The sequence below is a fragment of the Thermaerobacter subterraneus DSM 13965 genome (assembly GCF_000183545.2).
Taxonomy (GTDB): domain Bacteria; phylum Bacillota; class Sulfobacillia; order Thermaerobacterales; family Thermaerobacteraceae; genus Thermaerobacter; species Thermaerobacter subterraneus.
Map to the genome: position 1 here is coordinate 292,959 of NZ_JH976536.1, position 26,851 is coordinate 319,809.

23 protein-coding genes, 1 pseudogene and 1 riboswitch are annotated in these 26,851 nt (G+C 74.9%); of the genes and pseudogenes, 1 reads left to right on the plus strand and 23 read right to left on the minus strand.

Going from position 1 to position 26,851, the window contains the following annotated elements:
- Positions 1-11 precede the first annotated feature (11 nt).
- The 17 genes and pseudogenes from THESUDRAFT_RS12535 to THESUDRAFT_RS11590 form a co-directional block, all read right to left on the minus strand.
- Complete coding sequence (locus tag THESUDRAFT_RS12535; protein ID WP_006904968.1) at positions 12-476, minus strand: flagellar hook capping FlgD N-terminal domain-containing protein; 465 nt, start codon at positions 474-476, stop codon at positions 12-14.
- 28 nt (positions 477-504) lie between these two features.
- Positions 505-1,200, minus strand: a complete 696-nt coding sequence (locus THESUDRAFT_RS13605; protein WP_006904969.1) for a flagellar hook-length control protein FliK — start codon at positions 1,198-1,200, stop codon at positions 505-507.
- A 1,291-nt stretch (positions 1,201-2,491) separates the two neighbouring features.
- Complete coding sequence (locus THESUDRAFT_RS11520; protein ID WP_006904970.1) at positions 2,492-2,962, minus strand: flagellar export protein FliJ; 471 nt, start codon at positions 2,960-2,962, stop codon at positions 2,492-2,494.
- A 30-nt stretch (positions 2,963-2,992) separates the two neighbouring features.
- Positions 2,993-4,423: a FliI/YscN family ATPase gene (locus THESUDRAFT_RS11525; RefSeq protein WP_006904971.1), complete on the minus strand. Its 1,431-nt coding sequence runs from the start codon at positions 4,421-4,423 to the stop codon at positions 2,993-2,995.
- Complete coding sequence (locus THESUDRAFT_RS12540; RefSeq protein ID WP_006904972.1) at positions 4,420-5,304, minus strand: FliH/SctL family protein; 885 nt, start codon at positions 5,302-5,304, stop codon at positions 4,420-4,422. Before THESUDRAFT_RS12540 ends, THESUDRAFT_RS11525 begins: the two co-directional genes overlap by 4 nt.
- Positions 5,288-6,283 (minus strand): annotated as a pseudogene (gene fliG / locus THESUDRAFT_RS11535) (flagellar motor switch protein FliG). Before fliG ends, THESUDRAFT_RS12540 begins: the two are co-directional and overlap by 17 nt.
- Before the next feature lie 272 nt (positions 6,284-6,555).
- Positions 6,556-8,211, minus strand: a complete 1,656-nt coding sequence (fliF, locus tag THESUDRAFT_RS11540; RefSeq protein WP_006904973.1) for a flagellar basal-body MS-ring/collar protein FliF — start codon at positions 8,209-8,211, stop codon at positions 6,556-6,558.
- Positions 8,212-8,300: 89 nt separating this feature from the next.
- Positions 8,301-8,678, minus strand: a complete 378-nt coding sequence (gene fliE / locus THESUDRAFT_RS14785) for a flagellar hook-basal body complex protein FliE (RefSeq protein ID WP_006904974.1) — start codon at positions 8,676-8,678, stop codon at positions 8,301-8,303.
- A gap of 80 nt (positions 8,679-8,758) precedes the next feature.
- Complete coding sequence (gene flgC, locus THESUDRAFT_RS11550) at positions 8,759-9,325, minus strand: flagellar basal body rod protein FlgC (protein WP_006904975.1); 567 nt, start codon at positions 9,323-9,325, stop codon at positions 8,759-8,761.
- A gap of 3 nt (positions 9,326-9,328) precedes the next feature.
- A complete protein-coding gene (locus THESUDRAFT_RS11555) occupies positions 9,329-9,892 on the minus strand; it encodes a flagellar basal body rod protein FlgB (protein ID WP_006904976.1) in 564 nt (187 codons plus the stop codon).
- A gap of 97 nt (positions 9,893-9,989) precedes the next feature.
- Positions 9,990-10,082, minus strand: a riboswitch (cyclic di-GMP riboswitch).
- Between the two features lie 348 nt (positions 10,083-10,430).
- A complete protein-coding gene (gene hslU / locus THESUDRAFT_RS11560) occupies positions 10,431-11,873 on the minus strand; it encodes an ATP-dependent protease ATPase subunit HslU (protein WP_006904977.1) in 1,443 nt (480 codons plus the stop codon).
- 118 nt (positions 11,874-11,991) lie between these two features.
- On the minus strand, positions 11,992-12,540 hold the full coding sequence (gene hslV / locus THESUDRAFT_RS11565) for an ATP-dependent protease subunit HslV (RefSeq protein ID WP_006904978.1): 549 nt from the start codon (positions 12,538-12,540) through the stop codon (positions 11,992-11,994).
- Between the two features lie 153 nt (positions 12,541-12,693).
- A complete protein-coding gene (locus THESUDRAFT_RS11570; protein WP_242823408.1) occupies positions 12,694-13,803 on the minus strand; it encodes a tyrosine recombinase in 1,110 nt (369 codons plus the stop codon).
- Positions 13,804-13,807: 4 nt separating this feature from the next.
- Entirely contained in the window at positions 13,808-15,181 is a 1,374-nt protein-coding gene (trmFO, locus tag THESUDRAFT_RS11575) for an FADH(2)-oxidizing methylenetetrahydrofolate--tRNA-(uracil(54)-C(5))-methyltransferase TrmFO (protein WP_006904980.1), read from the minus strand.
- A 2-nt stretch (positions 15,182-15,183) separates the two neighbouring features.
- On the minus strand, positions 15,184-17,316 hold the full coding sequence (gene topA, locus THESUDRAFT_RS11580; protein ID WP_006904981.1) for a type I DNA topoisomerase: 2,133 nt from the start codon (positions 17,314-17,316) through the stop codon (positions 15,184-15,186).
- A 95-nt stretch (positions 17,317-17,411) separates the two neighbouring features.
- Positions 17,412-18,326 (minus strand): DNA-processing protein DprA, encoded by a 915-nt coding sequence (dprA, locus tag THESUDRAFT_RS11585; RefSeq protein WP_006904982.1) that lies wholly within the window; start codon positions 18,324-18,326, stop codon positions 17,412-17,414.
- Positions 18,327-18,459: 133 nt separating this feature from the next.
- Positions 18,460-20,055 (minus strand): ABC transporter substrate-binding protein, encoded by a 1,596-nt coding sequence (locus THESUDRAFT_RS11590; RefSeq protein ID WP_006904983.1) that lies wholly within the window; start codon positions 20,053-20,055, stop codon positions 18,460-18,462.
- 152 nt (positions 20,056-20,207) lie between these two features.
- On the opposite strand from THESUDRAFT_RS11590, the gene THESUDRAFT_RS11595 reads away from it, so the two are divergent.
- Positions 20,208-21,845 (plus strand): YifB family Mg chelatase-like AAA ATPase, encoded by a 1,638-nt coding sequence (locus THESUDRAFT_RS11595; RefSeq protein WP_006904984.1) that lies wholly within the window; start codon positions 20,208-20,210, stop codon positions 21,843-21,845.
- 148 nt (positions 21,846-21,993) lie between these two features.
- On the opposite strand, the gene THESUDRAFT_RS13130 is transcribed toward THESUDRAFT_RS11595, so the two are convergent.
- The 6 genes from THESUDRAFT_RS13130 to trmD all read right to left on the minus strand — a co-directional run bounded on the left by THESUDRAFT_RS13130 (position 21,994) and on the right by trmD (position 26,850).
- Entirely contained in the window at positions 21,994-22,395 is a 402-nt protein-coding gene (locus tag THESUDRAFT_RS13130; RefSeq protein ID WP_207635467.1) for a YraN family protein, read from the minus strand.
- A 242-nt stretch (positions 22,396-22,637) separates the two neighbouring features.
- Entirely contained in the window at positions 22,638-23,453 is an 816-nt protein-coding gene (locus THESUDRAFT_RS11605; RefSeq protein WP_006904986.1) for a ribonuclease HII, read from the minus strand.
- A 244-nt stretch (positions 23,454-23,697) separates the two neighbouring features.
- Positions 23,698-24,681 carry a YlqF/YawG family GTPase gene (locus tag THESUDRAFT_RS11610; protein ID WP_006904987.1) on the minus strand — a complete coding sequence of 328 codons (984 nt, stop codon included), beginning with the start codon at positions 24,679-24,681 and terminating at the stop codon, positions 23,698-23,700.
- A gap of 308 nt (positions 24,682-24,989) precedes the next feature.
- On the minus strand, positions 24,990-25,511 hold the full coding sequence (gene lepB / locus THESUDRAFT_RS11615; protein WP_006904988.1) for a signal peptidase I: 522 nt from the start codon (positions 25,509-25,511) through the stop codon (positions 24,990-24,992).
- Positions 25,512-25,634: 123 nt separating this feature from the next.
- Positions 25,635-25,976, minus strand: coding sequence for a 50S ribosomal protein L19 (rplS, locus tag THESUDRAFT_RS11620; RefSeq protein ID WP_006904989.1), 342 nt, complete (start codon positions 25,974-25,976; stop codon positions 25,635-25,637).
- Between the two features lie 106 nt (positions 25,977-26,082).
- Complete coding sequence (gene trmD / locus THESUDRAFT_RS11625; RefSeq protein WP_006904990.1) at positions 26,083-26,850, minus strand: tRNA (guanosine(37)-N1)-methyltransferase TrmD; 768 nt, start codon at positions 26,848-26,850, stop codon at positions 26,083-26,085.
- Position 26,851 lies beyond the last annotated feature (1 nt).

Genomic DNA, 26,851 nt, shown 5'->3' on the forward strand with positions numbered 1-26,851 from the left:
CGCCCGCCGCCTCACGCCGTCACCGGGCGCCCTGCCGGCCCGCCCGCGGGCTCCGCCTCACCCGCCAGGCGCAGGTCCAGCACGTCGGCCCAGGCCACGGGCCGGCCGTCGATCATCAGGCCCGGTGCGGCAGGATCCATCCGCACCCCCGTGACCGTGCCGGTCCGGGTCCCCTGGGCGGTGGTGATCTCCACCGTCCGGCCCAGCAGGGGCAGGGCCGAAAGCCCGCTGAGGGCCGCCCGCAGGGCCCGGGTCTCCTCCAGCTGGGTGAGCTGGGCCAGCTGGGCCACAAAGGCGGTGTCCTGCATGGGCTGCAGCGGGTCCTGATAGCGCAGCTGGGCCGCCAGCAACCGGAAGAAGGCGTCGGGGGCCAAGCCGCCCGGACCGCCCGGGCCGGACCGGCCGGCCGCGCCGCCGGTGCTGCCCGGGCCGGAACCCGCCGCCGCCGCTTGTGCCGTGCTGCTGGTAATGGCCATCCCGGCCACCTCCCCACCTCCCCATTTCCTAGATCCGGACGTCCAGCCGCCCGCGGCCCCCTCCCGGCAAGGCCGCCGTGCCCGGGCCGGCAGAAGGAACATCCCCCGGGCCGGGGCCGGGCGCGCTCGGGACCCCGCCTGCGGCCCAGGCCCAGGCCGTGCCCGGGCCACCCTGGCCGCCCGGCCCCTGCTGCCCGGCCTGGCCGGGCGCCCCGCCGGCTGCCAGCCCCACTTCGAGACCCTGAATCTGGTAGCCGCGGGCGGTCAGGGCCTGGCGGAGTTCGTCCAGGTGACGCTGGACCAGGGCCAGGGTGTCGGGGTGGAACACCGTGAGGCGGGCCGCCAGCACGCTGCCGTCCCCCGCGACCTCCACGTGCAGGGGTCCCAGGTGGGCCGGAGCCAGTTCCAGTCGCAACCGGTGCCGGTCGCCTGTCCGGTGCCACTCGAGCCCTTCGATCCAGCGGGCCACCGCCGCCGCCCACCGGCCGGCGTCCACGGGGCCGCCGCCCGCCGCTCCCGGCAGCCGGGCCGCCGCCGGCGAGGCCATCCCCGGGGCCGCGGCAGCCGCCGGTGCCAGGGGTTCTCCTTCACCTCTTATCGGCGGCCCGGCCGCTTGCGCCGCGGCCGGGCCGCCGGGGATGCCGGTCCCCTGGGAGACCGGCACCACGACCCCGGCCGCCCCCGGCAGCAGCGGCCCAGCCTGGCCCGCAGGCAGGCTCGCCATGCCGGCGGCCGCCGCCGCATGGCCGGAGGCCGGCCCAGGCCACCCTGGGCCGTAAGCTTCCGCCCCGGCCCCCGGCCCCGCGGCCGCTGCGCTCGGGACCGGTGCGCCGCCCGCCGCGGCAGCCATCGCACCCGTCATCGCCGGCGAGGTGGCCCCGGCCTTGCCGTCCCCTGCCGCCGGTCCACCGTCCCCGGCCAGGAGCCCGCCACCGGGTTGCCCGGGCCACGAGACCGGGGCCGGCGTCTCCGGCCGGCCGCCACCCGGAACGCCGCCGGGTCCGGCGGCTCCGCCGGCGGCAGCATCCGGACCCGTGGCCGCGTCCGGACCACCCGCCGCCGAAACCGGCATTCCGCTTCCCGGCGGCTCAAGGGACCCCCCTGCCCCAACCATCGCCCCGGTTCCCGACACCGGGCCGGCAGCCGGGGCGGTGGGGCCTGAGGTCGTTCCGGAGCCGGAAGGGGCGGTGGCGGCCGCCCTGGTGGTCCCCGCGACGGGCTGGGCGCGGCGGGTCGAGGGCCCTGCGGATTCCGCCGGGCCGGCCTTGCCCTGGGAGGCGCTGCCGGCCCCGAGGGCAGGAGACGGGCTCCGGCCTACCGCTGTCCCGCCGGCGGCAGTGGGATCCGGTCCCCCTGTCGCCGGGGCGTCACGGCCCGCTCCTTCGGCCCCTCCCGCCCCCGGTGCCCCACCGGGGGCGCCGTTGTGCCCGGCGCCAGGACCGCCGTCCTGCGCCTTCGCGACCCCCAGCCGGCCGCTGCCTTCGCTTTCCATCCCGGCCTCCGGCGCCGTACCGGACCTGGCGGCAGCCTCCCGGGGTTCGAATCCCCCCGCTGCACCCCCCCGCGCCGGTAGCCCTGCCGGCCGCGGCCCGGCAGCTTCACGGGTGCCGGACCACCCTTCCACCGCAACCGCCCCGGTCTCGCGACCCCGGGCACGGGATTCGAGGCCGGCCCCAACCTGGTCGCCGGGGGCCGGCATGAAACCCAGGGGAAACAGGGCCGCGACCAGCCCCATGACCTCTCCGCCGGCGACACGGCGGGCGTCACGGCCGCCGTCCTCTCCAGATCCCGCACTGCCGGAGCCGGCGGGGGCCGTGCCGCCCGCCGGACCAGGGGAACTGGCCCGCCCGGTCCGAGCCTGGTCCAGCAGCTCGGCGAAGACCTCTCCCGGCCGCCGTCCCGCCGCCGGCCCCTGGGGGCCCCCGGCGTCGCGGGTGCCGCCCGGAACCGCCGCCCCCGTTCCCGCGGCGCCGGCGGTCGCAGGCCCCCATCGCACCGGCGCCGCCACCGGCCCATCACCACGGGTCATGGCCCGTCGCCTCCTCCCTCGCCGCCCGGCGACCCGCCACCTCGTCCAGATGGGCCTGCTCCCGCCGCGCCGCCTCCAGGCGCTGCCGCCGCTGGTGGCGGTCGTAGAGCCGCTCGCAGGCCTGTTCCTCCCGCCGGGCCGCGACGGCCGCCTGCTGGCGGGTTTCGGCCTCGCGCCGCAGGACCTGGGCCCGCCCGGCCGCCGCCTGGCAGCGGAGCCCCAGATGCTCCAGTTCCCGCCAGCGGGCCACCATCTCCAAGGCCGGCCGGGCCGGCCCCACGGCCGCCAGCTCGCCCGCCGCCTGCCGCCGCTGGGCCTCCAGCAAGGTCGCTTCCTCTTGCGCCTGCTGGGCGCGGGCCTGCCAGCGACCCCACTCCCCCAGCCGGGCCAGGGCCTCCAGGCGGCGTACGTCCCATACCCGTTGCAAGCGGAACGGCTCCCCGCTTGCCATGGCCATCCCCCCACCCCTGCTGCTGCTCCTGGATCCTCAGGCCCGCTGCTCGCCGGCGGCCTCCCCGCCGGCCACCTCCTGGAGCCGGGCCACCGCCTCGGAAAAGGAAGCCGCCTCGTCGCGCCCCTGGGAGAGAAAGGCCCGGATGGCCGGCATGCGCTCCAGGGCCCGGTCGACGTCGGGGTTGGTGCCCCGCTGGTAGGCGCCGATCTCCACCAGGTCGCGGGCCTCCCGGTAGGCGCCCAGCCACCTCCGCAGCCGCTGGGCCGCCGCCCAGTGGGCCGCATCGACCAGCTCCGGCATCAGGCGGCTGACGCTGGCCAGCACGTCCACCGCGGGGAACTGGCCCTCCTCGGCCAGCTGGCGGGAAAGGACGATGTGGCCGTCCAGCGTTCCCCGCACCGCGTCGGCGACGGGCTCGTTGAAGTCGTCCCCATCCACCAGCACCGTGTAGAAGCCGGTGATGCTGCCCCGGTCCCCGGTCCCCGCCCGCTCCAGCAGCCGCGGCAGGGCGGCGAAGACCGACGGCGGGTAGCCGCGGGTGGCCGGCGGCTCGCCCACGGCCAGGCCCACCTCCCGCAGGGCCATGGCGTAGCGGGTCACCGAGTCCATCACCAGCAGCACGTGGCGGCCCCGGTCGCGGAAGAACTCGGCAATGGCCGTGGCCACCTGGGCCGCCTTGATGCGCACCAGGGCCGGCCGGTCGGCGGTGGCCGCCACCACCACCGTGCGCCGGCGGCTACCGGCCAGATGGTGGTCGACGAAGTCCCGCACCTCCCGGTTCCGCTCGCCGATCAGGGCCACCACCACCACGTCCGCCGCCGTGTGCCGGGTCATCATGGCCAGGAGGGTGCTCTTCCCCACGCCGCTGCCGGCGAAGATGCCCACCCGCTGGCCCCGGCCGCAGGTCAGCAGGGCGTCGATGGCGCGAACCCCCACGGGCAAGGGCTCCCGGATGGGCCGGCGGGCCAGGGGCGGCGGGGGGTCGGCTTCCGCCGGGTACCAGGCTTCCGCCGCCACCGGACCCTGGCCGTCCAGGGGCCGGCCGAGCCCGTCCAGCACCCGGCCCAGCAGGCCCTCGCCCACGGCCACCCGGAACCCCTGGCCTGTGGCCTCCACCCGGCTGCCCGGCCGGATGGCCCGGGCATCACCCAGGGGCATCAGCAGGGTGCGGGCACCGCGAAACCCCACCACTTCGGCCGGCACCGGCGGCCGTCCCGGCCGGTCGATCCAGCAAAGCTCCCCCAGGGAGCTCACGGGGCCCCGGGCCTCGACCGCCAGGCCGACCACCTGTTCCACCCAGCCCTGGCAGGGCCGTGGTTCGGCCGCCTGCACGGCCTCCGTGAGCCGGCCCCAGTCCAGGAGCCCACCGGACCCCTGCGCCTCTTGAAGGTCGGGGCCCGGCGCAGCCCCTGCTCCGGGCCCGCCCGGGAGACCGGGTCGGGTCGCAACGGCCGGCACGGTCATGCTCCTTCCCTCCCCTCCGGGGCGGCACCGGCCCGGACCCTGGCCGCCTCCTCGTCGGCGATGACATCCGGCTCGGAGTCCGCCCCGCCCCCGGGTCCGGCCTCCCGGAGGGCCCGACCGAGGCGCTGCATCTGGGCCTCCACCCGGCCGTCGATGAGCCCCCGGGGCGTCTCCACCCGGTAGTCGCCGGGCGCCAGGGTCAAATCGGCCACCAGCTCCACGCCAGCGGGCAGGGGCGACGCCTCCTCCAGCCGGGCCAGGCTCTCGGGATGCACCAGCACCCGGGCCCCCTCGCTCCCCAGCCGGGCCAGGGCCGCCTCGATCTGGCGGCGCAGGGCGGCAGCATCGACCGCCAGGGCCTCGCCCGCCACCCGGCGGGCCAGGACCAGGACCAGCTCCAGCACGGGCCCTGCGGACGCCTCGACCAGCCGCCGGTAGGCGGCGGCCAGTTCCTCCCGCTGGCGGGCCGCCTGTTCCTCCAGTTGCCGGCAGGCCGCCTCCCACCGCGCCCGGCCTTCCTGCTCGCCCCGGCGGAAGCCCTCCTCCCGCGCCTGGCGGCACAGGGCGTCCGCCTCGCGTCGGGCCTTCTCCAGGTGGGCGGCCGCCGCCCGCCTGGCCCTCCGGAGCCAGCGGCGGACCCGCCGGCCGGCCGCCGCCTGGGCAGCTGCCGGCAACGGACCGGCAGCCGGGCCGGCCTCCGTCGGGGCAGCGGCCTCGCCCGCAGGGGCAGGGGCCACCGTCCCGCCCGCCGGGCCCACGGACTGCCAGTTCACCGGCCGGAGCCCGGGGGCCGCCGCGCCGGCGCCGGGCAGGGACCCCAGCACCGGCCAGCGGGCGGGAACCGGCCGCCGGGCGTCTCCCACCCTAGACGACCACTTCATCCTGGCCACCCCGCGCGATGACGATCTCGCCCTCTTCTTCCAGGCGGCGGATGATGTTGACGATCTTCTGCTGGGCCTCTTCCACGTCGCGGAGGCGCACGGGCCCGAGGTAGGAGAGGTTTTCCTGGAGGATCTCCACGGCCCGCTGGGACAGGTTGCGGAAGATCTTCTGCTTGACATCCTCGCTGACGGCCTTGAGGGCCAGGGGCAGATCCTCGTTGAGGTCGACCTCCCGGAGCACCCGCTGCAGGGACCGGTCGTCCAGCAGCACGATGTCCTCGAAGACGAACATCCGCTTCTTGATCTCCTCGGCCAGCTCGGGGTCGGTGACCTCCAGGACCTCCATGATGCTGCGCTCGGTGCCGCGGTCCACGTTGTTCAGCACCTGGACCACGGCCTGCAGCCCCCCCGCGACGGTGCCCTCCTCGCCCAGGACCGACGACAGCTTGCGTTCCAGGACCCGCTCCACCTCCCGGATCAGCTCGGGCGAGGTGCGCTCCATCAGGGCCAGGCGGCGGGCCACGTCGGCCCGGCGCTCGGGCGGCAGGCCGCTGAGGACGACGGCGGCCTGTTCCGGATGGAGGTAGGCGAGGATCAGGGCGATGGTCTGGGGGTGCTCCTGCTGGATGAAGTTCAGGATCTGCAGCGGGTCGGCCCGGCGCACGAACTCGAAGGGCCGGACCTACAGGGTCGCGGTGAGGCGGTTGATCACCTCCGCCGCCCGCTGGTGGCCCAAGGCCTGCACCAGCAGCTCCCTGGCATAGTCGATGCCGCCCTGGGCGATGTAGGCGTGGGCCAGGGCCAGATCCCGGCACTCCTCCAGCACCGCCAGCCGCTGTTCGGGAGCGACCCGGTCGGTGTTGGCGATCTCCAGGGTGAGCTGTTCGATCTCCTCCTCCCGCAGGTAGCGGAAGACCCGGGCGGCCAGCTCCGGTCCCAGGGAGATCATCAGGATCGCGGCCTTGCGCCGCGGCGACAGGTCGCGGGCCGCCTCCCGGAGGGCAGGCCGGCCACCGGCGGCCGCCGCACCGGCCCCCGGCTCCGCCGCGATGCCGCCCTCCGGACCCTCGGCCACCTCCGCGGCGACCGGCGCCGCCGGGGCCCTGATCCCACCCCGGGGCGTACCCCCGGCCACCGCCGTGCCGGCCCTTGCCACCGCAACCTGCCTTGTCGCCATGGCCATCGCCTCCTCCCCCGCCCGCGCCGGGCCTGGCCGTCCTGATCCTGCTCAGGCCGTCCTGACCGCCGCCGTCAGTTGGCGGACCGCTCGGCCAGCCAGCTGCGGATCACCTGGGCCACGTGCTCCGGCTGGTTCTTCACCAGCTCGCTGACCTGCTCGAGGACCGTGGCCTCCGCCGCCTTGCCGTTGGCACCCGTCGCCGCGGCCCCGGCCGGTCCCGGAACGGGTCCGCCGGGGCCGGGTACGGCCGCGGTGCCCCGCCCGGCCGGACCGGCCGCCACCGTGCCGGCGGTGCTCCCCGGCACGGCGGGTAACCCGTGACCGGCGGCTTGTGCTTCCAGGAGCCGGCGGGCGAGCCGCCGGCGCCGCCAGGCGGCCACCAGGAGGACCAGGGCCAGCAGCGCCAGCCCCCCCGCGCCGGCCAGCAGGGCCACCCGCCGGGTCGCTTCCCGGGCCTGCCGCTCCTCCTCCAGGGACTGCTGCAGGCGGTCGGCCACCGTGGTGTCGAAGGGCATGGCCACCACCTCGACCTGGTCCTGGCGCTGGGGGTCGCTGCCGATGGCCGCGGCCACCGCCTGCTGGAGGGCCTGCCGCCGCTCGGGAGTGAGATCGCCGTTGACCACCACGGCCACCGACAGGCGCCGGACCGCACCCGGGGCCACCTGCACCCGGTCGACCACCTGGTTGACCTCGTAGTTGGCCGTCCGCTCGCTGCGCTGGTAGTCAAGGGTGCCGCCGCCCACCTGGGGATAGGTGGGGATGTTGCTGTCCCCCGGCACCCCGCCCGGTGCGGGCTGGCCGGTGAAGGTCTCCTGCAGCTCCTGGATGGACCGCAGGATGCCCTGGCCGCCGTCGGCCGGGGGCTCGAAAAGGTGCCGCTCCACCACCTGCTGGTCGAAGTTGAGCTCCGCATTGACCCGGGCGATGACGTTGCCCGGGCCCAGGACCTGCTCCAGCAGGGTCTGGAGGCTGCGCTGCAGCTCCGCCTCGAAGCGGCGTTCCACCTCGAAGCGGTCACCCGGCACCACGGCGGTCCCTTCCTGGGCCAGCTCCACTCCGGCCGAGAGCAGGCGGCCGGTGGTATCCACCACCGTCACGTCTTCGGGCTTCAGGCCTTCCACCGCCGACGCGACCAGGTGCATGATGGACCGCACCTGCTCGGGCTCGAGCTCCGCCCCTGGTTTCAGCTGGACCAGCACCGCCGCCGTGGCAGGCCGCTGCTGGCTGACAAAGGGGCTGCGCTCGGGCCGCACTACGTGGACCCGCGCCGCCTCGACCCCCTCCAGCCGGCCGATGGTACGGGCCAGCTCGCCCTGGAGCCCCCGCAGGTACTGCACCTGCCGCTCGAACTCCGTGGCACCCATCGGCATGTTCTCCAGAAGCTCCAGGCCCACCGTCCCCTGGCGCGGCAGGCCCTGGGCGGCCAGGTCCAGGCGCAGCCGGTCGACCTGTTCCGCGGGCACCAGAATGGCCTGCCCCCCCTGGGCCAGCTGGAAGGGGATGCCTTGCTCCTCCAGCTGGCCGGCGATGGCCGCGGCGTCGGTGGGGTCCAGCTGGGTGAACAGGGGGGCCCACTGGGGCCCGCTGCGCCCTGCCAGGGCCAGCGCCACCAAACCGGCCAGGGCCAGAGCCGCCGCCGAGACCACCACCCACCGGGCCGCCGGCCTGAGCTTCCGGAACCAGGCCATGAATTGCTGGGGAAGCTGCCGCACCTGTGCCAGGGGCATGGAGGATTCCGCCGCCTCCTCGACCGACCGCGACCCTGCCTTCCGGCCCCGTGCCGCTCATCCCGCCGGCCGCCGCAGGGCCGCACCCGTCACACGGGCATGCGCATGATCTCCTGGTAGGCCTCGAGCGCCTTGTTGCGCAGCTGCACCGCCAGTTCGATGGCCAGCCGCGCTTTCTCGCTGGCCACCATGACCTGGGACAGGTCCTGGACCTGGCCCGTCACCAGGCGCCGGGCCATGGCGTCGGCCTCGCCGGCCGCGCCCTCCAGCTGCTGGAGGGCGCGGGCCAGTTCCTGCAGGAAGCTGGGTCCCACGCCACCGGGCCCGGTGGAACCGGCCGCCGGGCCGTCGCCCGCGGCCGCAGCCGCCGCCCTTCCGGACGGTCCGAAGGTCCCGCCCAGACCGGTCGCCGGGGAAGAACCGGGCCAGGCGACGTTGCCGGGGGCTTGGACACCCCATGGGTTCATGGCTCAGACCTCCTCCGTTGCAGCCGCAACGCTGCCGGGACCCTGGCGGTCCCAGGGGCATCCGGCAGCCGCAGGGCCGTTCAGCCGCGGCCAATGTCCAGCGCCCGCAGGGCCAGGGTGCGGGCCGCGGCGAAGACCGCCACATTGGCCTCGTAGGCCCGGGTCGCCGCCAGCAGGTTGACCATCTCCGCCAGCGGGTCCACGTTGGGGTACGCCACGTAACCATCCGGGCCCGCGTCGGGATGGGCCGGGTCGTACACCAGCCGGGGCGGCGAGGGATCGCCGACCACGGCCGCCACCTGGACCCCGCCGGGGGCGGCTCCGGTCCCGCCGGGACCCGCCGCGCCCGGACCGGCTACGGGCGGCACCGGCCCACCCGCTACGCCGGCCAGGGGGGAGCGTGCCCAGCCGGCTGCGGCACCCGCCGCCGGCACCGGCCCCGGCACCGCACCCCGTTCCCGCAGGATCCGGGCGAAGGGCGTCGCGCGTTCCTCGAAGACCGGCACCAGCCGGCGGTAGGGCCCGCCCTGGGGGGTACGGGTGGAGTCCACGTTGGCCAGGTTGCTGGCGATCAGGTCCAGGCGCAGCCGCTGGGCCGTCATGCCGCTGGCCGCGATGTCGAAGGTGCTGAACATCCCGCCCGCCACCGCTTACCGCCTCCCCTCGGCGATGACCGTGCGCAGCAGGGCGATGCGATCGGACAGCTGCCGCACCAGGGCCTGATAGTGCACGCCGTTTTCCGCCATCCGCGCCATCTCCGCGTCCAGGTCGACGTTGTTGCCGTCGTTGCGCAGGGAGGAACCGGTCTCCCGGTATACCGCTACCGCCGGATCTGCTGGTGCCCACCGGCCCGGCAGGTGGCCTGGGTGGGTGACGCCCAGGGACAGCCGGCCACCGGGTACGGCAGGCCCGACCGCCACCCCGCCCGCTCCGGCTGCCCCCGCGCCCCCGGCCCCGGTGGCTGGTGCGGCCGCCACGGCCGGTTCGGCCCCTCCGGTCCCGGCGGTGCCGGCGGCCCCGGCTGCCCACCCCGCGGCCTGGCCTCCCGCCGGCCCGCGACCGGCCAGCGCCGCCTCCAGAGCCCGGGCGAAGTCGAGATCATACCGCTTGTAGCCGGGCGTCTCGGCGTTGGCCACGTTCTGGGCCAGCAGTCGCTGGCGGAGGGCCAGGACCTCCAGCCCGGCAGCCAGTTCATCGTTGACGCGCCCCCACACGGGTCCATCCCCTCCCGCCGCTGGAAAAGAAAGCCGCCCGCGGCGCGCCAGGCACCACGGGCGGACGAGAGGATTGCCAAGGGTCCACCGCGCGGCGTTCGGCAGTCCGGCCGTCATAGTCCCGTGCTGGCGGGACCTTAGACCCGTGACTTTGCGAACCTGCCTTTCGACAGGGGTGCCTTTGTCGCTGCCGCGGGGGGTGGCCGCGCCCCGGCCTGTGCAACCGGGACAGAAACCGCGGCTCACCCCCGAAGCTTATTCAGTTGTAGCGGCTTTCCAGCCGGCACTGGTCGACATGATTCTGCACCGAACTGGTCATTCCTTCTATCCGCGACAAAAAATTTGGGACCCGGGTCCTGGTTTTGGGTCCCTCTTGCGGCAGGGTGGGTTTTGCCAGCCAGGATCGCTTGCCCTGGCTCCTTCGCTTGCCCCCGGGGGGCGGCCGGTCAGGATTTCGCCCGCGCAGGCCGCCTGGGGCTCGCCGCCGGCTCCCCGGCCGGCCCCGGACTCCCGGCGCCGCCACCAGGGGGCAGGGCCCTCAGAGGATGTACCGGCTCAGATCCTGATCCTGGAGGACTCCCTCCAGCCGCTGGCGGACGAACGCAGCATCCACCACCACCTTGCCCTGGAGGGCGTCCGGGGCGTCGAAGGCCACCGGCTCCAGCAGCCGTTCCAGCAGGGTGTGCAGGCGCCGGGCTCCGATGTTCTCCGCCTGCTGGTTGGCCCGGGCCGCCATGTCCGCCAGGGCCTCCACCGCGTCCGGGGTGAACTCCAGCTCCACCCCGTCGGTGGCCAGCAAGGCCTGGTACTGGCGCAGCAGGGCATTGTCCGGCTCGGTCAGGATGCGCTTGAAGTCGTCCCGGGTGAGGGGCTGCAGCTCCACCCGGATGGGGAACCGGCCCTGCAGCTCGGGGATCAGGTCCGAGGGCCTGGCGATGTGGAAGGCTCCCGCCGCGATGAAGAGGATGTGGTCCGTGCGCACCGGGCCGTGCCGGGTCATCACCGTGGAGCCCTCGACGATGGGCAGGATGTCCCGCTGCACCCCTTCCCGGGAGACGTCGGGCCCGTGGCCCCGCTCCCGGCCGGCGATCTTGTCGATCTCGTCGATGAAGACGATGCCCGCCTGCTCCGTGCGCCGGATGGCCTCGGCCACCACCTGGTCCATGTCGATCAGCTTCTGGGCCTCTTCCTGGGCCAGCACCTCCCGGGCCTCCCGCACCGGCAGGCGGCGCCGGCGCTTGCGCCGGGGCAGCCAGTCCTTGAGCAGGTCCTGCACGTTCAGGGTGACCTCTTCCAGGCCCGGCCCGCCCAGGATGTCGACCATGGGCGGCGCCTGGTCTTCCACCTCGATCTCGACCACCTGGTCCTCCAGCTGCCCGCTGCGCAGCCGCGCAGCCGCCTCCTGGCGGTGCCGGCGCCAGTCCTCCTCTTCCTCGGGCCGGGCGGGCTCGGCCGGACCCGGCATCCCGGCCCCCAGGGACCCCAGCAGCATCTCCCAGGGCGACCCGGCGCGCTGGGGGCGCCGCCGGGGCGGCGGAACCAGCACGTCCAGCAGGCGGTCGTCGGCCGCGGCCCGGGCCCGGTCCTCGACGGCGGCCACCCGCTCCGCCTTGACCATGCGGATGGCCGTCTCCAAGAGGTCCCGGATGATGGACTCCACGTCGCGGCCCACATAGCCCACTTCGGTGAACTTGGTCGCCTCGACCTTGATGAAGGGAGCTCCCGTCAGCCGGGCCAGCCGCCGGGCGATCTCCGTCTTGCCCACCCCGGTGGGGCCGATCATCAGGATGTTCTTCGGCGCCACCTCGTCCCGCAGGTGCGGCGGCAGCTGCTGCCGCCGCCAGCGGTTGCGCAGGGCGATGGCCACCGCCCGCTTGGCCTCCGCCTGGCCGACGATGTACCGGTCCAGCTCCGCCACGATCTGGCGGGGGGTCAGCCGGTCGGGTTCCCACGCGGCGCCCTGGACGGCTCCCCGTTCCACGGTCGTCCCTCCCCCTGGCGGGTGGCCGCCCCGATCGGGCCGGCCCCCGGCCCGGGCCCGTTGCTCCCGGCCCAGGCCCGTGCGGCTGGAGTACGGCGAGAGTACGGCGAGAGCACGGCTAGAGCTCCTCGATCACCAGCTGGTCGTTGGTGTAAACGCAGAGCTCGGCGGCGATGCGCATCGCCTCCCGGCAGATGGCGGCGGCATCCAGGCCGGTGTGCCGGGCCAGGGCCCGGGCCGCCGCCAGGGCGAAACCGCCGCCCGACCCCACCGCCACGATCCCGTCGTCGGGTTCGAGCACTTCCCCCGACCCCGACACCAGCAGCAGGTGGTCGGCGTCGGCCACCACCAGCAGGGCTTCCAGGCGGCGCAGCAGCCGGTCGGTGCGCCAGTCCTTGGCCAGTTCCACCGCCGCCCGGACCAGCTGGCCGCCGTGTTCCTCCAGTTTCCCCTCGAAGCGCTCCATCAAGGCCACGGCGTCGGCCACGCTGCCCGCGAACCCGGCCAACACCCGCCCGTGGTAGAGCCGCCGCACCTTGCGGGCCCGGTGCTTCATCACCATGTGCTGCTGCAGGGTCACCTGGCCGTCGCCGGCCATGGCCACCCGGCCGTTGCGGCGCACGGCCAGGATGGTGGTGCCGTGAAAGCGGGGTTGCCCCTCGCCCATGCGCTGATCCCTCGCTCTGGCCCGCCGGCCTTCCGGCTCGTGCTGGGGCCTGGTGACGGTGCCGGTCCGCCCTGCCGAAGGGCGCGGATCCGTTGCCCGCCGCGGGCGGCGACCACCCCGCCCGGGGGGCGCCGGGAACCCCGGCGGCGGGGACTACCCGGACGGCGACGATCCCGGCTGCAGCCCCTGGCGCCCCCCTGCCGGCCCGTACCCGGCGGGCGAACCGGGTGCGCCTGCCGAGGGCGGGGCGCCCAGGCCCTCCGGCTCCGGCGCCGCAGCCCCCGGTGCGGGGACGGCCGCAGCCGGGGCAGGGCGGGCCCGGGGATGGGCCTGCTGGTAGACCGCCCAGAGCCGTGCCCGGGACACGTGGGTGTACACCTGGGTTGCGGCCAGGCTGGCGTGGCCGAGCAGCTCCTGGACCGCCCTGAGCCCCGCGCCGCCGTCCAGCAGGTGGGTGGCGAAGGTGTGGCGCAGCAGGTGGGGGTGGGCCTGCAGCCGCGCCACCACCGCCCCCACCCGCCGCACGATGGCCTGGATGCCGCGGGGCGAGAGCCGGCCGCCCCACCGGTTGAGGAACACGGCCTGGGCATCGGCAGGCCGGCAGGGACGGTGCCGCCGGCCTTCCAGGAACCCGGGGCGCCCTTCCTCCAGGTACGCCCGGAGGGCCGCCGCCACCGGACCGGCCAGCGGCAGGATCCGCTCCTTTCCGCCCTTGCCGTACACCCGCAGCCAGCCGCCCTCCAGGTCCACGTCGTCCAGGTCGAGCCCGCTGAGCTCGGCCACCCGCAGGCCGCAGCCGTAGAGGAGTTCCAAGATGGCCCGGTCCCGCAGGGCCGCCGGACCGTGGCCCGAGGCCGCCGCCTCCAGCAGGGCCTGGGCTTCCTCCGGGGTGTACACCCGCGGCAGCCGCCGCCGGAGCCGCGGCGTGGCCAGGCGGGCGGCGGGACTGGCCGCCAGCCAGCCCTCCCGCACGGCGTAGCGGAAAAGGCCCCGCACCGCCGCCAGCTTGCGGGCCACGGACGCCCGGGCCAGGCCGCGTTCTTCCAGATGGGCCAGCCAGCGGCGCAGGTCACGGCCGCTGACGCCCGCCAGGGCCGCCGCCCCGACGGGCGGCTCCAGGCCCAGGAACTGGAGCCAGCCTGCCAGATCCCCCGCGTACGCCTCCACCGTGCGGGGGGAAAGACCCCGCTCCAGGCGCAGGTGATCCAGGTAGGCCTCCACCACGTCGGCAGCCGGGAGGGAACCGGCAGGGATCCGGGTCACGGTCTCACCGCCCGGGCACAGGCGCCGGGTCACCGCCCGGGACCGCCGGCCCCGGCACGGTCTCGGGGAGCCGGGCGGGGGCAAACCGCTCCAGCGCGGCCAGGGCCCTCTCGGCCATGAGCAGCTTGCGGCGCCGCGGGTCCCGCACCCGCCGCTCCAGGGGCGGCAACAGGCCGAAGGCGATGTTCATCGGCTGGAAGTGGTCGGGATGCGCTTCGGTGATGTACCGGGTCAGGGCCCCATGGGCCGTCTCGGCCGGAAAGGCGACGGGTTCTTCCCCGCGCACCAGCCGGGCCGCGTTGATGCCCGCCACGATGCCCGTGGCGGCCGATTCGATGTACCCTTCCACGCCGGTGATCTGGCCGGCGAAGAACAGGTCGGGGCGCTTCCGCGCCTGCATGGTGGGCTTGAGCACCTTGGGCGAGCAGATGAAGGTGTTGCGGTGCATCACCCCGTACCGGGCGAACTCGGCGTTCTCCAGGCCCGGGATCATGCGGAAGACCCGCTTCTGCTCGCCCCACTTGAGGCTCGTCTGAAAGCCCACCAGGTTGTACAGGGTGCCGTAGCGGTTGTCCCGGCGCAGCTGGACCACGGCGTAGGGCTCCTTGCCCGTGCGGGGGTCGACCAGGCCCACGGGCTTCAAGGGCCCGTAGCGGAGGGTGTCCGGACCCCGGCGGGCCATCTCCTCGATGGGCAGGCAGCCTTCGAAGAACAGGCCCTGTTCGAAGTCGTGGGGCACGTGCTTTTCCGCTTCGACCAGGGCCTGCCAGAAGGCCTCGTACTCCTGCCGGGTCATGGGGCTGTTCAGGTAGTCGTCGCCGCTGCCCTTGTCGTAGCGGGACGCGCGGAACAGCTTGGACAGATCCAACGACTCGTAGGTGACGATGGGCGCGGCGGCATCGAAGAACGCCAGGTACTCCTCGCCGGTGAAGGACCGGATCCACTTGGAGAGGGCGTCGGAGGTCAGGGGTCCGGTGGCGATGATCACGGGACCTTCCGCGGGCGGCTCCGTCACCTCTTCCCGCACCACCTCGATCAGCGGGTGGGCGGTGATGGCCTCCGTGACGCGCCGGGCGAACTCCTCCCGGTCGACGGCCAGGGCGCTTCCTGCCGGAATGGCGCTGGCGTCGGCCGCCGCCATGATCAGGCTGCCCAGCCGCCGCATCTCTTCCTTTAATAACCCCGGCGCCTGGTCCAGCTGGTTCCCCCGCAGGGAGTTGCTGCAGACCAGCTCGGCCAGCTGGCCCGTGTGGTGGGCCGGGGTGGATTTCACCGGCCGCATTTCGTAAAGCCGCACCGGAATGCCCCGGCGGGCGACCTGCCACGCGGCTTCGCTGCCCGCCAGGCCGCCGCCGATGACCGTGACTCGTTCCGCCATGCTCAACGCCTCCCCGCCCCGGCACCGGCGCCGGCGGTCTCGGCGGCCCCTTCCCGCTGATAGGTGCACTGGGGGTTGGCGCAGACCAGGCGCACCCCCTGGCGGGACCGCTTCTCCACCAGGAAGGTGCCGCACTCGGGGCAGGTTTCCGCCGTGGGCCGGTCCCAGGTGGTGAAGTCGCACTCCGGATAGTTGCTGCACCCGTAGAAGACCCGGCCCTTGCGGGACCGGCGCTGCACCATCTCCCCGCCGCAGCGCGGGCAGCGGGCGCCGGTCTTCTCCACCAGGGGCCGGGTATTGCGGCACTCGGGAAAGCCCGGGCAGGCCAGGAAGCGTCCGTAGCGCCCGTGCTTGATCACCATGCGCCGGCCGCACTTCTCGCAGATCTCGTCCGTCTCCTCCACGGGCAGGGCAACGCGCTGGATCTCCCTTTCCGCCCGGGCCAGGGTGGCGCTGAAGGGCTCGTAGAACTCCCGGACCACATCCTCCCATTCCCGCTGGCCCTCTTCGATGCGGTCCAGGTCGGCCTCCATGCGGGCGGTGAACTCCACGTCCACGATGTCGGGAAAGTGCTCCTTCAGCAACGCGGTGACCACCCGGCCCAGCTCGGTGGGCCGGAAGCGCCGGTCTTCCTTCACCACGTAGCCCCGCTCCTGGATGGTTTCGATGATGGGCGCATAGGTGCTGGGCCGGCCGATGCCCTTTTCCTCCAGGGCCCGGACCAGCATGGCCTCGGTGTAGCGCGGGGGCGGCTGGGTGAAGTGCTGCTCCGGCCGCAGCTGCTTGAGCGCCAGGGCATCGCCCTCTGCAAGGTCGGGGAGCATGCCCTCCGCCTCGTCGCCCTCCCCTTCGCCCCCCTCGTCCCGGCCCTCCACGTAGAGCTTCATGAAGCCCGGGAACTTGACGGTCGAACCGGTCGCCCGGAAGCGATGGGGACCGGCTCCGATCTCCGCGGTGACGGTATCCAGCACCGCCGGGGCCATCTGGCTGGCGACGAACCGCTCCCAGATCAGCCGGTAGAGCTTGTACTGGTCGGGCGTCAGATCGTCCTTGATGGCGTCGGGTTCCCGGGCCACCGACGTGGGTCGGATGGCCTCATGGGCATCCTGGGCCTGTGCTGCCCGCCGCCCCGCCTGCTTGCGGGGCGCCGAGAACTCGGCGCCAAAGCGCGCGGCGATGTAGGCGGCCGCCTCGTCCAGGGCCTGGTCGGCGATGCGGGTCGAGTCCGTGCGGATGTAGGTCACCAGACCCACGGCGCCCTCGCCCCGCAGTTCGATCCCTTCGTACAGTTCCTGGGCGATGCGCATGGTGCGGCGCACGGTGAACCCCAGCTTGCGGGCCGCTTCCTGCTGCAGGGTCGAGGTGGTGAAAGGCGGCGCCGGGTTGCGTTTCCGTTCCTTGCGTTCGACCCCCAGGACGGAGAAGGGCCGCCCCTCCAGATCGGCCAGCAGGCGGTCGACGGCAGCCCGGTCGGGCAGTTCCTTCTTTCCCTCGGCGTCGCCGTAATAGCGGGCGGTGAAGGTCTCCCCGCCCGGCAGCCGCACCAGATCGGCCTCCAGGGTCCAGTACTCCTGGGGCGTGAAGGCCTCGATCTCTTCCTCCCGGTCGACGATGAGGCGCACGGCCACCGACTGGACCCGGCCGGCGGAGAGGCCGCGCCGCACCTTCCGCCACAGCAGCGGGCTCAACTTGTAGCCCACCAGGCGGTCCAGCACCCGCCGCGCCTGCTGGGCGTCCACCAGGTTCTCGTCGATGGGGCGCGGCTCCTTCAGGGCGCGGCGCACCGCCTCCCGGGTGATCTCATGGAACACGATCCGGCACGGGGAGCTCTCGTCGATGTCAAGAAGCTGGCAGAGATGCCAGGAGATGGCCTCGCCTTCCCGGTCGGGGTCGGTGGCCAGGAGGACCCGGTCCACCTGGCGCGCCTGCTGCCGCAGTCGCTCGATGAGCTTGCCCTTGCCGCGGATGGTGATGTAGTGGGGCGTGAAGTGGTCGTCAATGTCCACCCCGAGCTGGCTCTTGGGAAGGTCCCGCACATGGCCCATGGAGGCCTCGACGGCATAGTCGCGCCCGACAAACTTCTTGATCGTCTTCGCCTTGGCCGGCGACTCGACGATGATCAGCGTCCTGGGCAATGGGATCACACTCCGGCGCCATGGCGCGTTGCAACTTAGTGTAGCACTGGCACGGGAGGGGCGGCAACGCGCAGTGGCATTTCCTGGTGACGCCTTCAGGACGAGCCGGCAGCCCCGGCCCAAGGCGAGTCCGGCCAGCCTTGTCCGGCCAGGACCGCCTTCACGTCCTCCAGCCCTGCCACCGGCGGTGCCCCCGCCCGCAACAGCTCCAGGATCCCCTGACCCTGGCGCCGCGTCACGGGACCCGGCACCGCCATCACCGCCCTGCCGGCATCGAGGGCCAGATCGGCGGTCACCAGAGCCCCGCTGCGCGGGGCGGCCTCCACCACCACCACGCCGTCGCACAGGCCGGCCAGGATGCGGTTTCGCTCGGGGAAGCGGAAGGCCTCCGCCGGCGTCCCCGGCGGGTACTCCGACACCAGCCAGCCCCGGGCCGCCACCTGGGCCGCCAGCGGGCGGTGCTCCTCGGGATAGACCCGGTCGGGCCCGTGGCCCAGGACGGCCACCGTCACCCCGCCGCCGGACAGGGCCCCCCGGTGGGCGGCGCCGTCGATGCCCACGGCCAGGCCCGACACCACCACCCAGCCCGCCGCCGCCATGTCGGCGGCCAGCCGGAAGGCCACCTGGGTCCCGTACGCCGAGGCCTTGCGCGAACCCACCACGGCCACCCAGGGCACCGCCTGGGAGGGCAACCGCCCCCTGTAATAAAGGATGAGCGGCGGATCGGCCACCTCGCGCAGCCGCCGCGGGTAGGCGGGATCTTCCCAGCTCAGCCAGTGAACGCCCACGGCTCGCGCCCTTCCGGCCAGCACCGCGGGATCGGTGCGCCGGCGGGCCTCCAGGGCCCGCTCCAGCACGCCTGCCGGCGCGGCGCCCACCTCGCGCCAGGCGGAATCGGGGGCCTCCCAGGCCGGTACCGGGCCGCCCAGCGCTGCAGCGAGCTGCCGGGCTCGCTGCCGGCCGAGACCCGGCAGGGCGAGCAGGCCCATCCACGCGTGGGCAGGGTCCACGGGCCATTCCTCCTCGGGTTGGCGGATCGTGCCGGATTGGCGGATCTTTTCGGCCAGGGTGTCGTGGGACTTGTCCCCGCGGCCGGCCTGCGCCCCGGCGGCCTGCGCCCCGGCGCCGGTGCGTGCGTTCGGTCTACCGGGCCGGTTCTTCCAGGGACACGGCCCAGAGGTCGGCCCCCTGGGGGAAGGGCGAGGGGACGAACCCGCGCACTCCCGGCTGCACCGCCCAGACCGCCACGGGGTGGTAGAGGGGCAGGCCCGCTATCGCCTCCAGCAGGGTGCGGTCGAGCCGTGCAGCCGCTTCGCCCCGCCGGCGTCCCGAAGCCGTCAGCAGCTCACCCAGGGCCTGCCGGACCGCCGGATCCTGCGCCGCGGCCGGCCCGCCCTCCGCCCCGCCCAGCCAGGGCAGGAAGACGGCCTCCGGGTCGGGATACTCGGCCCACAGGGTCCGGGGTGCCAGGTGATAGGGCGCCCGCCGGCCTGCGGCCGGGGGAAAGTCGGCGTAGGCCACGGTGGCCACATCCAGTTCCAGGCCGGCCCGGCCCAGCAGGTAGTCCAGGCGCCCCGACACCGCCGCCCAGAAGGGATCGCCGGGCTGCAGCCAGCGCAGCGTGGTACCGGGCTTCAGGCCGGCCCGCTCCAGGGCGGCCCGGGCCTCCAGAACCCGGTAGGGCGGAAGCACCGGCGTGCGCCGGAAGCCCGGCCAGCCGGGCGGCAGCCAGCCCTCGGCCAGGCGGTAGCCGCCGGGCGCCAGGCCGGCGATCAGGGTCTCGCGGTCGGTGGCGTAAGCCAGGGCCTGCCGCACAGCGGGCCGGTCCAGGGGCGGCCGGGCCCCGTTGACGTCGATCCAGACCGTTGCCGGCAGGTCTGCCGGCCACTGGGGTCCCGCCCACCCCCGGGCCGCCAGCTCCCGCACCTCGTGGGGCAGCAGCCGGATGGCGGAGAGCCGGCCTGCGGCAAAGGCGCTGAGGACCTGGGAACGCGGACCGCCGGCCACCAGCCGTACCTCGTCCAGGTACGGCCGGCCCCTGTAGTAGTCCGGAAAGGCCGCCAGCCGCAGCTCCCGGCCCTCCTGCGCCACCAGCCGGAAGGGGCCCAGCCCCACCGCTGGGAAGGCACCGCTGCCGGACGCCCGGACCGTCTCGGCATCCAGGACGGCGGCCCCCGGCGTGGCCAGGCGGTACATAAAGGCCGGCCGGGGCCCGCTGAGGCGGATTTCCACCCGATCGGGCCCCAGCGCCCGGATGCCGCGGATGGCGGGAGCATGTCCCAGCCGGTATTCAGAAACGCCCTCCACCCCTTCCAGGACCCAGGCCCGCGGTGCAGGATGCCGCGGATCGGCCAGCCGTGTCAGGCTGAAGACCACATCCGCCGCCGTCAGCGGTCTCCCGTTGTGGAAGCGCAGGCCGGGGCGAAGCCAGAAGACGTACCGCCGGCCGCCGTCGCCCACTTCCCAGCGCCGCGCCAGGGCCGGCCGGATCTTCCCGTCGGGGCCCAGGCGGACCAGGCCCTCATAGAGCAGGGAGGCCACCCGGACCTCCACCTCGGACCGGGCGCGGGCCGGATCGAGGGAGGCGGGCAGAGCGGGCACGCTCTCCACCCAGCGGCCGCCAGGCTGCCCGGGCGGCCGCTGGCCTGTGGGCTGGGCCGGGCCCCCGCCCCACCAGGCCAGGGCAAAGAGCAGTACCACCGAGCCGACCAGCGTCCACCGCCAGCGCCCCGGCGCCATGGATCCCACCTCCGCCGCCGGGGCATGTATACGCCCTCCCCTACCGCCCCATGCCCCGGCCCCCTGCCACCGCGCCGGGGGTTGCCATTGTTTACCTTTACACCATATAATTACATCACGCGAGCACCGTGGTCAAGGGGGAGGTGAGGCCCGTGCCGGATACGGAGGAGGCGGTGCTCCCCGCCCCGGAGAGCCGGGGGGCGTGGGAGGCCGGAGAGGGCGGCGGCCCTCCGCCTTGGGCCTTTGGCGCATCCACCATCCTGGGCCTGGCCTGCACCGGCTGGCGCGCCATGCCCGTGCTGGTCGAGACCGTGGTCGACCGCGGCCTTCCTCACTTTGTCGTCGTGGGGTTGCCCTCGACGGCGGTGCGGGAGGCGAGAGAGAGGGTCCGGGCTGCCGTCCGCGCGTCGGGCCGGCGCTTCCCCCTCCACCGCATCACCGTCAGCCTGAGCCCCGCCGACCTGCCCAAGGAAGGCACGTCCCTGGACCTGGCCGTCGCCTTGGGACTGCTGGCGGCCAGCGGTCAGGCCCCGGCGCCCCCGCCGGGGTGGGCCGTCTTCGGCGAGCTGGGGCTGGACGGATCGGTGCGGCCGGTGCGGGGCGCCCTGTCCATGGCCGTGGCGGCCCGCCAGCAGGGAGTGACCCACCTGGTCTGCCCCGCCGCCAACGCGAGGGAGGTGGCCCTTTTGCCCGGGATCCGGCCGCTGCCCGCCCGGCGCCTGGACGACCTGCTGGACTGGCTGGCGGGACCCGTCCTGCCTCCGCCGGTACCGCTGCCGGAAGCCGCTGGCGACCCCGGCGCTCCAGGCCCCCCGGCGCCCCTGCCCGACCTGGCGTCCGTGCGCGGCCAGCCCTGGGCCCGCCGGGCCCTGGAACTGGCCGCCGCCGGCGGGCATCACCTGCTGCTGCTGGGCCCGCCTGGGGCCGGCAAGACGCTGCTGGCCTCGTGCCTGCCCGGCCTGCTGCCGCCGCTGGACGGCGAGGCGGCCATCGAGGTGACGGCCATCCACTCGGTGGCCGGCCAGCTCCCGCCCGGCGCCGGCCTGATCCAGCGCCCGCCGCTGCGCGCACCCCATCATGCCACTCCGGTGGCCGCCATGGTGGGCGGGGGCAAGGTCCCCCGGCCCGGCGAAGCCAGCCTGGCCCACCGGGGCGTACTGCTTCTGGACGAACTGGCCGAATTCCGCCGGGAGACCCTCGAGGCTCTGCGGGAGCCGCTGGAGGCGGGCCATGTCACCGTGGCGCGGCTGGCCGGCGCCGAGCGCTTCCCCGCCGCCTTCCAGCTGGTCGCTACGGCCAACCCCTGCCCTTGTGGCCAGCCCGGTGGCCGCTGCCACTGCTCGGAGCGGCAGGTGGCCCGGTACCGGCAGGCCCTGTCGGGCCCCCTGCTGGACCGCATCGACCTGCAGGTCCGGGTCCGGCGTGCCGCCCTGCCCCCCACGGCCGCCGGCCCGAGGGAGGACTCCCGGACCGTGCGGGAGCGGGTCGAGGCGGCACGGCAGCTCCAGGCCCTCCGGTTCCACCGGCTGGGCCTGAGCCACCCGCCGGGACAGCCGCCCGTCAACCGCTGGCTGGAAGCGGGCGACGCGGCGCGCTGGGCCCCCATGGGGCCTGCGGCCCGGCGCCTGCTGGACACCCTCTACCGGGATGCGAGCCTTGGCCTCTCCAGCCGGGGGCTGGTCAAGGTCCTCCGCGTGGCCCGCACCGCGGCAGACCTGGAAGGCCGCGACGAGGTGACGGTGGATGATATCGAACTGGCGGCGGAGTTCCGCTTTCCACCGGGATGGTGATAACCGGCCCGGCCCACTCCCGCGGTCCCTGTGCCCGTAGCCCGGCAGCCCGGCGTCTCCGGAAGACAGAACCGGCCCCCGCCCCGCCAGCTGGGGGCATCCGCGGGATCAGGGGCCCGCCCGGAACCCTCCCGGACCCGCGGGGGCATCAGCGCTGGGCGCCGCCCTCCAGCCGGCGGAACACGGTGATCTCCGGAACTTCCCCGGCTTGCGGCGTGCTCGGCCAGGTCACGGCCACCAGGTCGATCCGCCAAGGTGCGTCGGGCACGCCGGCCCGGGCCAGGAACCACTGGCCGGCCGTGACCAGCCGGCGGAACTTGCGGCCGTCCACCGATTGGGCCGGCGTGCCGAAGGACGGCTCGCCCCGGGCCGGACGGCGGCGGGATCGTACCTCCACCACCACCCACTCGCCCCCTTCCCGGCAGACCAGATCCGCCTCGCCCGCCGGGCAGCGCACGTTGCGGGCGACGATCCGGTAGCCCAGGGCGGCCAGGTGCCGGGCCGCCAGCTCTTCGGCCCGGCGCCCCAGTTCCCGGCGGTTGTCCCGCACCGGGCGGCCGCCAGGCGCCGCACCCGGCGCCTGGCCCCGGACGGGCCGCCCGCAGCCGGCCCACAGGTCCGGGGCCGCGGCTTCGCCTTCCGGGCGCCACGGCCCGCCGGCCCCGGGCCTTGGCGGGCCTTCCGGCCCCCCGCCCTCCCCGGGCATCCCCACGGCCCCACGGCCGCCGGCTTCTCCGGGATCCCGGTCCCTTCCCGGCACCCCGCCCATCTCCGGCGGACGAACCGGCCCCGTCATCGTCCCGCCGCCCCCAGAAAGCTGCGGCGGTGTTCGGGACACGGGCCGTATCGTGCCAGGGCCCGGCGGTGGGCGGCGGTGGCATAGCCCTTGTGCTGGGCGAACCCGTAGGCGGGATACTCCCGGTCGAGCCGGCTCATCCAGGCGTCACGGTAAACCTTGGCCACCACCGAGGCGGCGGCGATGGCCGCATACCGGGCGTCGCCGTCGACCAGGGCGTCCAGGGGATACCCCAGGTCCCCCGGCGGGCGGCCGTCGACCAGCACCCGCTGGGGCATCACCGCCAGGGCGTCCAGCGCCCGGCGCATGGCCAGGCGGGTGGCATGCCAGATGTTGAGGGCATCGATCTCCTGGGGCGTCGCCAGGCCGACGGCCCAGGCCACGGCCTGCTGGCGGATGCGGGCGGCCAGTTGCTCCCGGGCGGCGGGGGGCAGGCGCTTGGAGTCATCCAGTCCCAGCAGGTGGGCACCGGCAGGCAGGATCACGGCGCCGGCCACCACCGGGCCCGCCAGGCAGCCGCGCCCCACCTCGTCGACGCCCGCCACCTGCAGGTCGCCGGCCACCTGGTCCTGGGCCGCCGCCAGCTCGGCCCACCTTGCCCGCGCCTGCTGCCAGCGCAGCCACCGTCGCCGGGCCCGCTGCAGCAGGATCCGGGCTCCCGCCCGGGGGTCGGACTCCAGCTGGCGGATCAGGGCGGGCAACTGCTCATCGTCGGCTTCGTCCAGCCGCGCCGCCAGCCGGGCCAGGGGCAACCTGCCTTCGCCAGCCCCCGGATCCCGCGCCGGCCTGCGGTCCTGGCTGCCAGCTCTCACGCCGGGCTTGTCCTCCCCATCGCCCCGCCTCCCGTCACGACCCGCCGGACCCATGTTCGCTGCATGGCCATCCCCAGGCCATGGCCGTCTCCTTCTGTGAAAGCACTTCAGCCATATGTAACCATTTTATACAAACAATGGCTCAGTCCTGCCGCCCGGCCCGGCGGCAGGGAGCGCGGCTTGAGGCGCCCGGCTGCCCGCCGTGCACCGGGCTCCGGTCCTTTCGGTTCCCGGAGGCCGGCCGTCACGCGCCCTGTCCCGGACCGGCCAGCATCCTGGGGTGCTCCAGGGAGAACCGGCCCAGCTCCCCGGCGCGAAAGGCCGCAACCAGCACCGCGGCGGCGCGGTGGATATCGGGCTGCCCGCCCGGCCCCAGCAGGCCCCGCTGCCGCGCCACCTGCTCCAGGACCACCTGGGCCAGCGCCCGTCCATCGGCGCCCGCCGCCCCGCCACCGGCCGGGGGACGCCCGGCCGCGGGCTGCCCAGGACCCGGCCCGTGCGCGGCGCCGGGAGGCTCCCCCCCCTGACCCGGGCCGAGTGGTTCCTGCCCCGGCACGCCAGCCGGCAGCCGGGGACCCTCGACCCCCCAGCGGCCCAGGGCCTGCCGGAACGCCGGCGCGCCGCCCAGCCGCTTAAGCAAGAAGGCGGCGATCTCTTCCGGCCCCGCCAGCTCGGGGCCGACCAGCCCCAGGGCGCCCAGCACCAGCCGCCGGGTGCCGCCCAGGTGGGGCGGCAGCACGCCGGGCGTGTCCATCAGCCAGAAGGATCCCAGGTCGACCCATTGCTTGCCCCGGGTCACCCCCGGCTGGGCGCCCACCCGCGCCCGCCGCCGTCCCGCCAGGCTGTTCAGCAGGGTCGACTTGCCCACGTTGGGCAGGCCCGCCACCAGCACCCGCGGCTTGAAGGCCGCCGGCGCCCGGGCCAGCCGCCGCCGCAGCCGGCTCACCAGCCGGGCGTCGCCCGGTCCCTCGCCCACGTAGGGCTCGATGCCCTGGGACGAAAACCAGTCGACCCAGGCCCGGGTGGTGGCGGGATCGGCCAGGTCACCCCGGGACAGGACCAGCAGGTGCAGCCGGCCCTCCATGAGGGCGGCCAGCTGGGGGGAACGGGAGGTAAAGGGGGCCCGGGCATCCGCCACTTCGACCACGGCGTCCACCGCCTCCAGGTAGCGCCGTACCTGGCGCAGCGCCCGGGCCATATGCCCCTTCAGTGCACCGCCCTCGGCCACCCCAACCCCCCCCTTCCCGGGGCCGGAGGAAGCGCCCCTGGGGCTCCCTCCCGTCTTCGGGTCCGAACACCGTCCCGGCGGCGGCTTGCCCCCTCTGGGCGCCCCTCGCCGGTCCAGCGCACCCCGCGCCCGTGCCGGGAACACACCCCGTGCCCGGAGGGGACCCCATGCCCGGGCCGGTGCCCCGCCGGCCGGCGCGGCCCGTATCGCGGGGGCCATGACCCCGGCGGGGGGCCGTGACCCCGCCGGGCCCGGGGCCTTACGGCCCGGAGATCGGCCGCTCCGCACCCCGGGGCCGGGCACCCGCTTCAGGGGTGGGGAACCAGCCCCGCCTCCGCCGGCGGCCAATACACCAGCCAGGCCTTGCCGATGATGTCCCGCATGGGCACCGTCCACCCGCTGCGGCTGTCATCGGAGTGGGGGCGGTTGTCCCCCAGCACGAAGACGTGGCCCGGCGGCACCGTGGTGGGCGGGTAGAAGTCCTCGCCCGCCTGTTTCAGATAGGGTTCCTCCAGCGGGCGTCCGTCGACGTAGACCTGTCCCTGGCGGATCTCCACCGTCTCGCCCGGCAGGCCGATCACCCGCTTGACGAAATCCCGGGCCGGATCCAGCGGGTAGCGGAAGACGACGATGTCAAAGCGCTGGGGCGGGTGCCAGCGGTAGGTCAACTTGTCCACCAGCAGGCGCTCGCCGTCGTGCAGGGTAGGCTCCATGGAGATGCCGTCCACCAGAAAGGATTCGATGACGAACCCGCGTATGACCAGCGCCAGCACCAGCGCCACCAGCAAGGTCTGCACGACCTCGCGGGCGGCGCCTCCCCGCGACGCCACCTGGGGGGTCACTCCTCTCCGCCCGCCCCCGGCCCTGCACCGGGGGATGCCAGGACTGGACGGCCAAAACGAGAAAAGGACTGGATACCCAGTCCCTGGATGAACCGGCCGCCGCGGCGACCGTTACCGCTTCTCCTTGATCCGCGCCGCCTTGCCCCGCAGCTGGCGCAGGTAGTTGAGCCGCGCCCGCCGCACCTTGCCGCGCCGGGTCACCTCGATCCGCTCGATGGCCGGCGAGTGCAGGGGGAACACCCGCTCCACGCCGACCCCGGAGGCGATGCGCCGGACGGTGAAGGTCTCGTCCAGCCCACCCCCGCGCCGGGCGATCACCGTGCCCTCGAAGACCTGGATCCGCTCGCGGCCGCCTTCCTTCACCTTCAAGTGCACCCGCACCGTATCGCCCGGACCGAAATCGGGCACGTCCTGCTTCATGTACTCCTGCTGCAGGCTCTTGATCAGGTCCATCCTGTCTCGCTCCTTCACCCGCTTGTGAACCTGCCACCCCGTCCGCGGACCTGCCGCCCTGCCGCCCCAAGGCCGGCCCGGCGGCGCCGATCACGGCGGGATTATATCACACCGGCAGCCGGTTCCTCCCCAGCCGGGCGGCCGCCTGGGCGAGAAACCGCCGGTCCTCGGGGGTGAGCTCAGCCCTCTCTAGCAGGTCGGGCCGCCGCTCCAGGGTCCGCAGCAGCGCCTGCTCCCGCCGCCAGCGGGCCACGGCCCCGTGGTCCCCCGACAGCAGGATCTCGGGCACCGCCATGCCCCGGTACACCCGCGGGCGGGTGTACTGGGGGCCCTCCAGCAGCCCGCTGGCGAAGGAGTCCTGCTCCGCGGCACCCTCCGCCAGCACCCCGGGCAGCAGCCGGACCACGGCGTCGATCAGCACCAGCGCCGCCAGCTCGCCCCCGGTCAGGACGTAGTCGCCGATGGAGATCTCGTCGGTGACCAGGGCCTGGCGCACCCGCTCGTCCACGCCCTCGTAGTGGCCGCAGAGCAGGACCAGCCAGTGCCGGCGGGCCAGGTCGGCCGCCACCTGCTGGGTCAGGGTCCGGCCCTGGGGGGCCAGCAGGATGAACTCCACCCCCGGTCCGCGGCTGCGGGCCCCTCCAGGACCCAGCAGCTCGTCCACCGCCCGGAAGATGGGCTCGGGCTTCAGCACCATCCCCGGGCCGCCCCCGAAGGGCCGGTCGTCGGCGACGTGGTGCTTGCCCTCCGCCCAGTCCCGCAGGTCATGGACGAACAGGCGCACCGCGCCCCGCTCCCGGGCCTTGCGCATCATGCTGGTCTCCAGGGGCGCCCGCACCATCTCCGGGAACAGGGTCAGCACGTCGATGCGCACG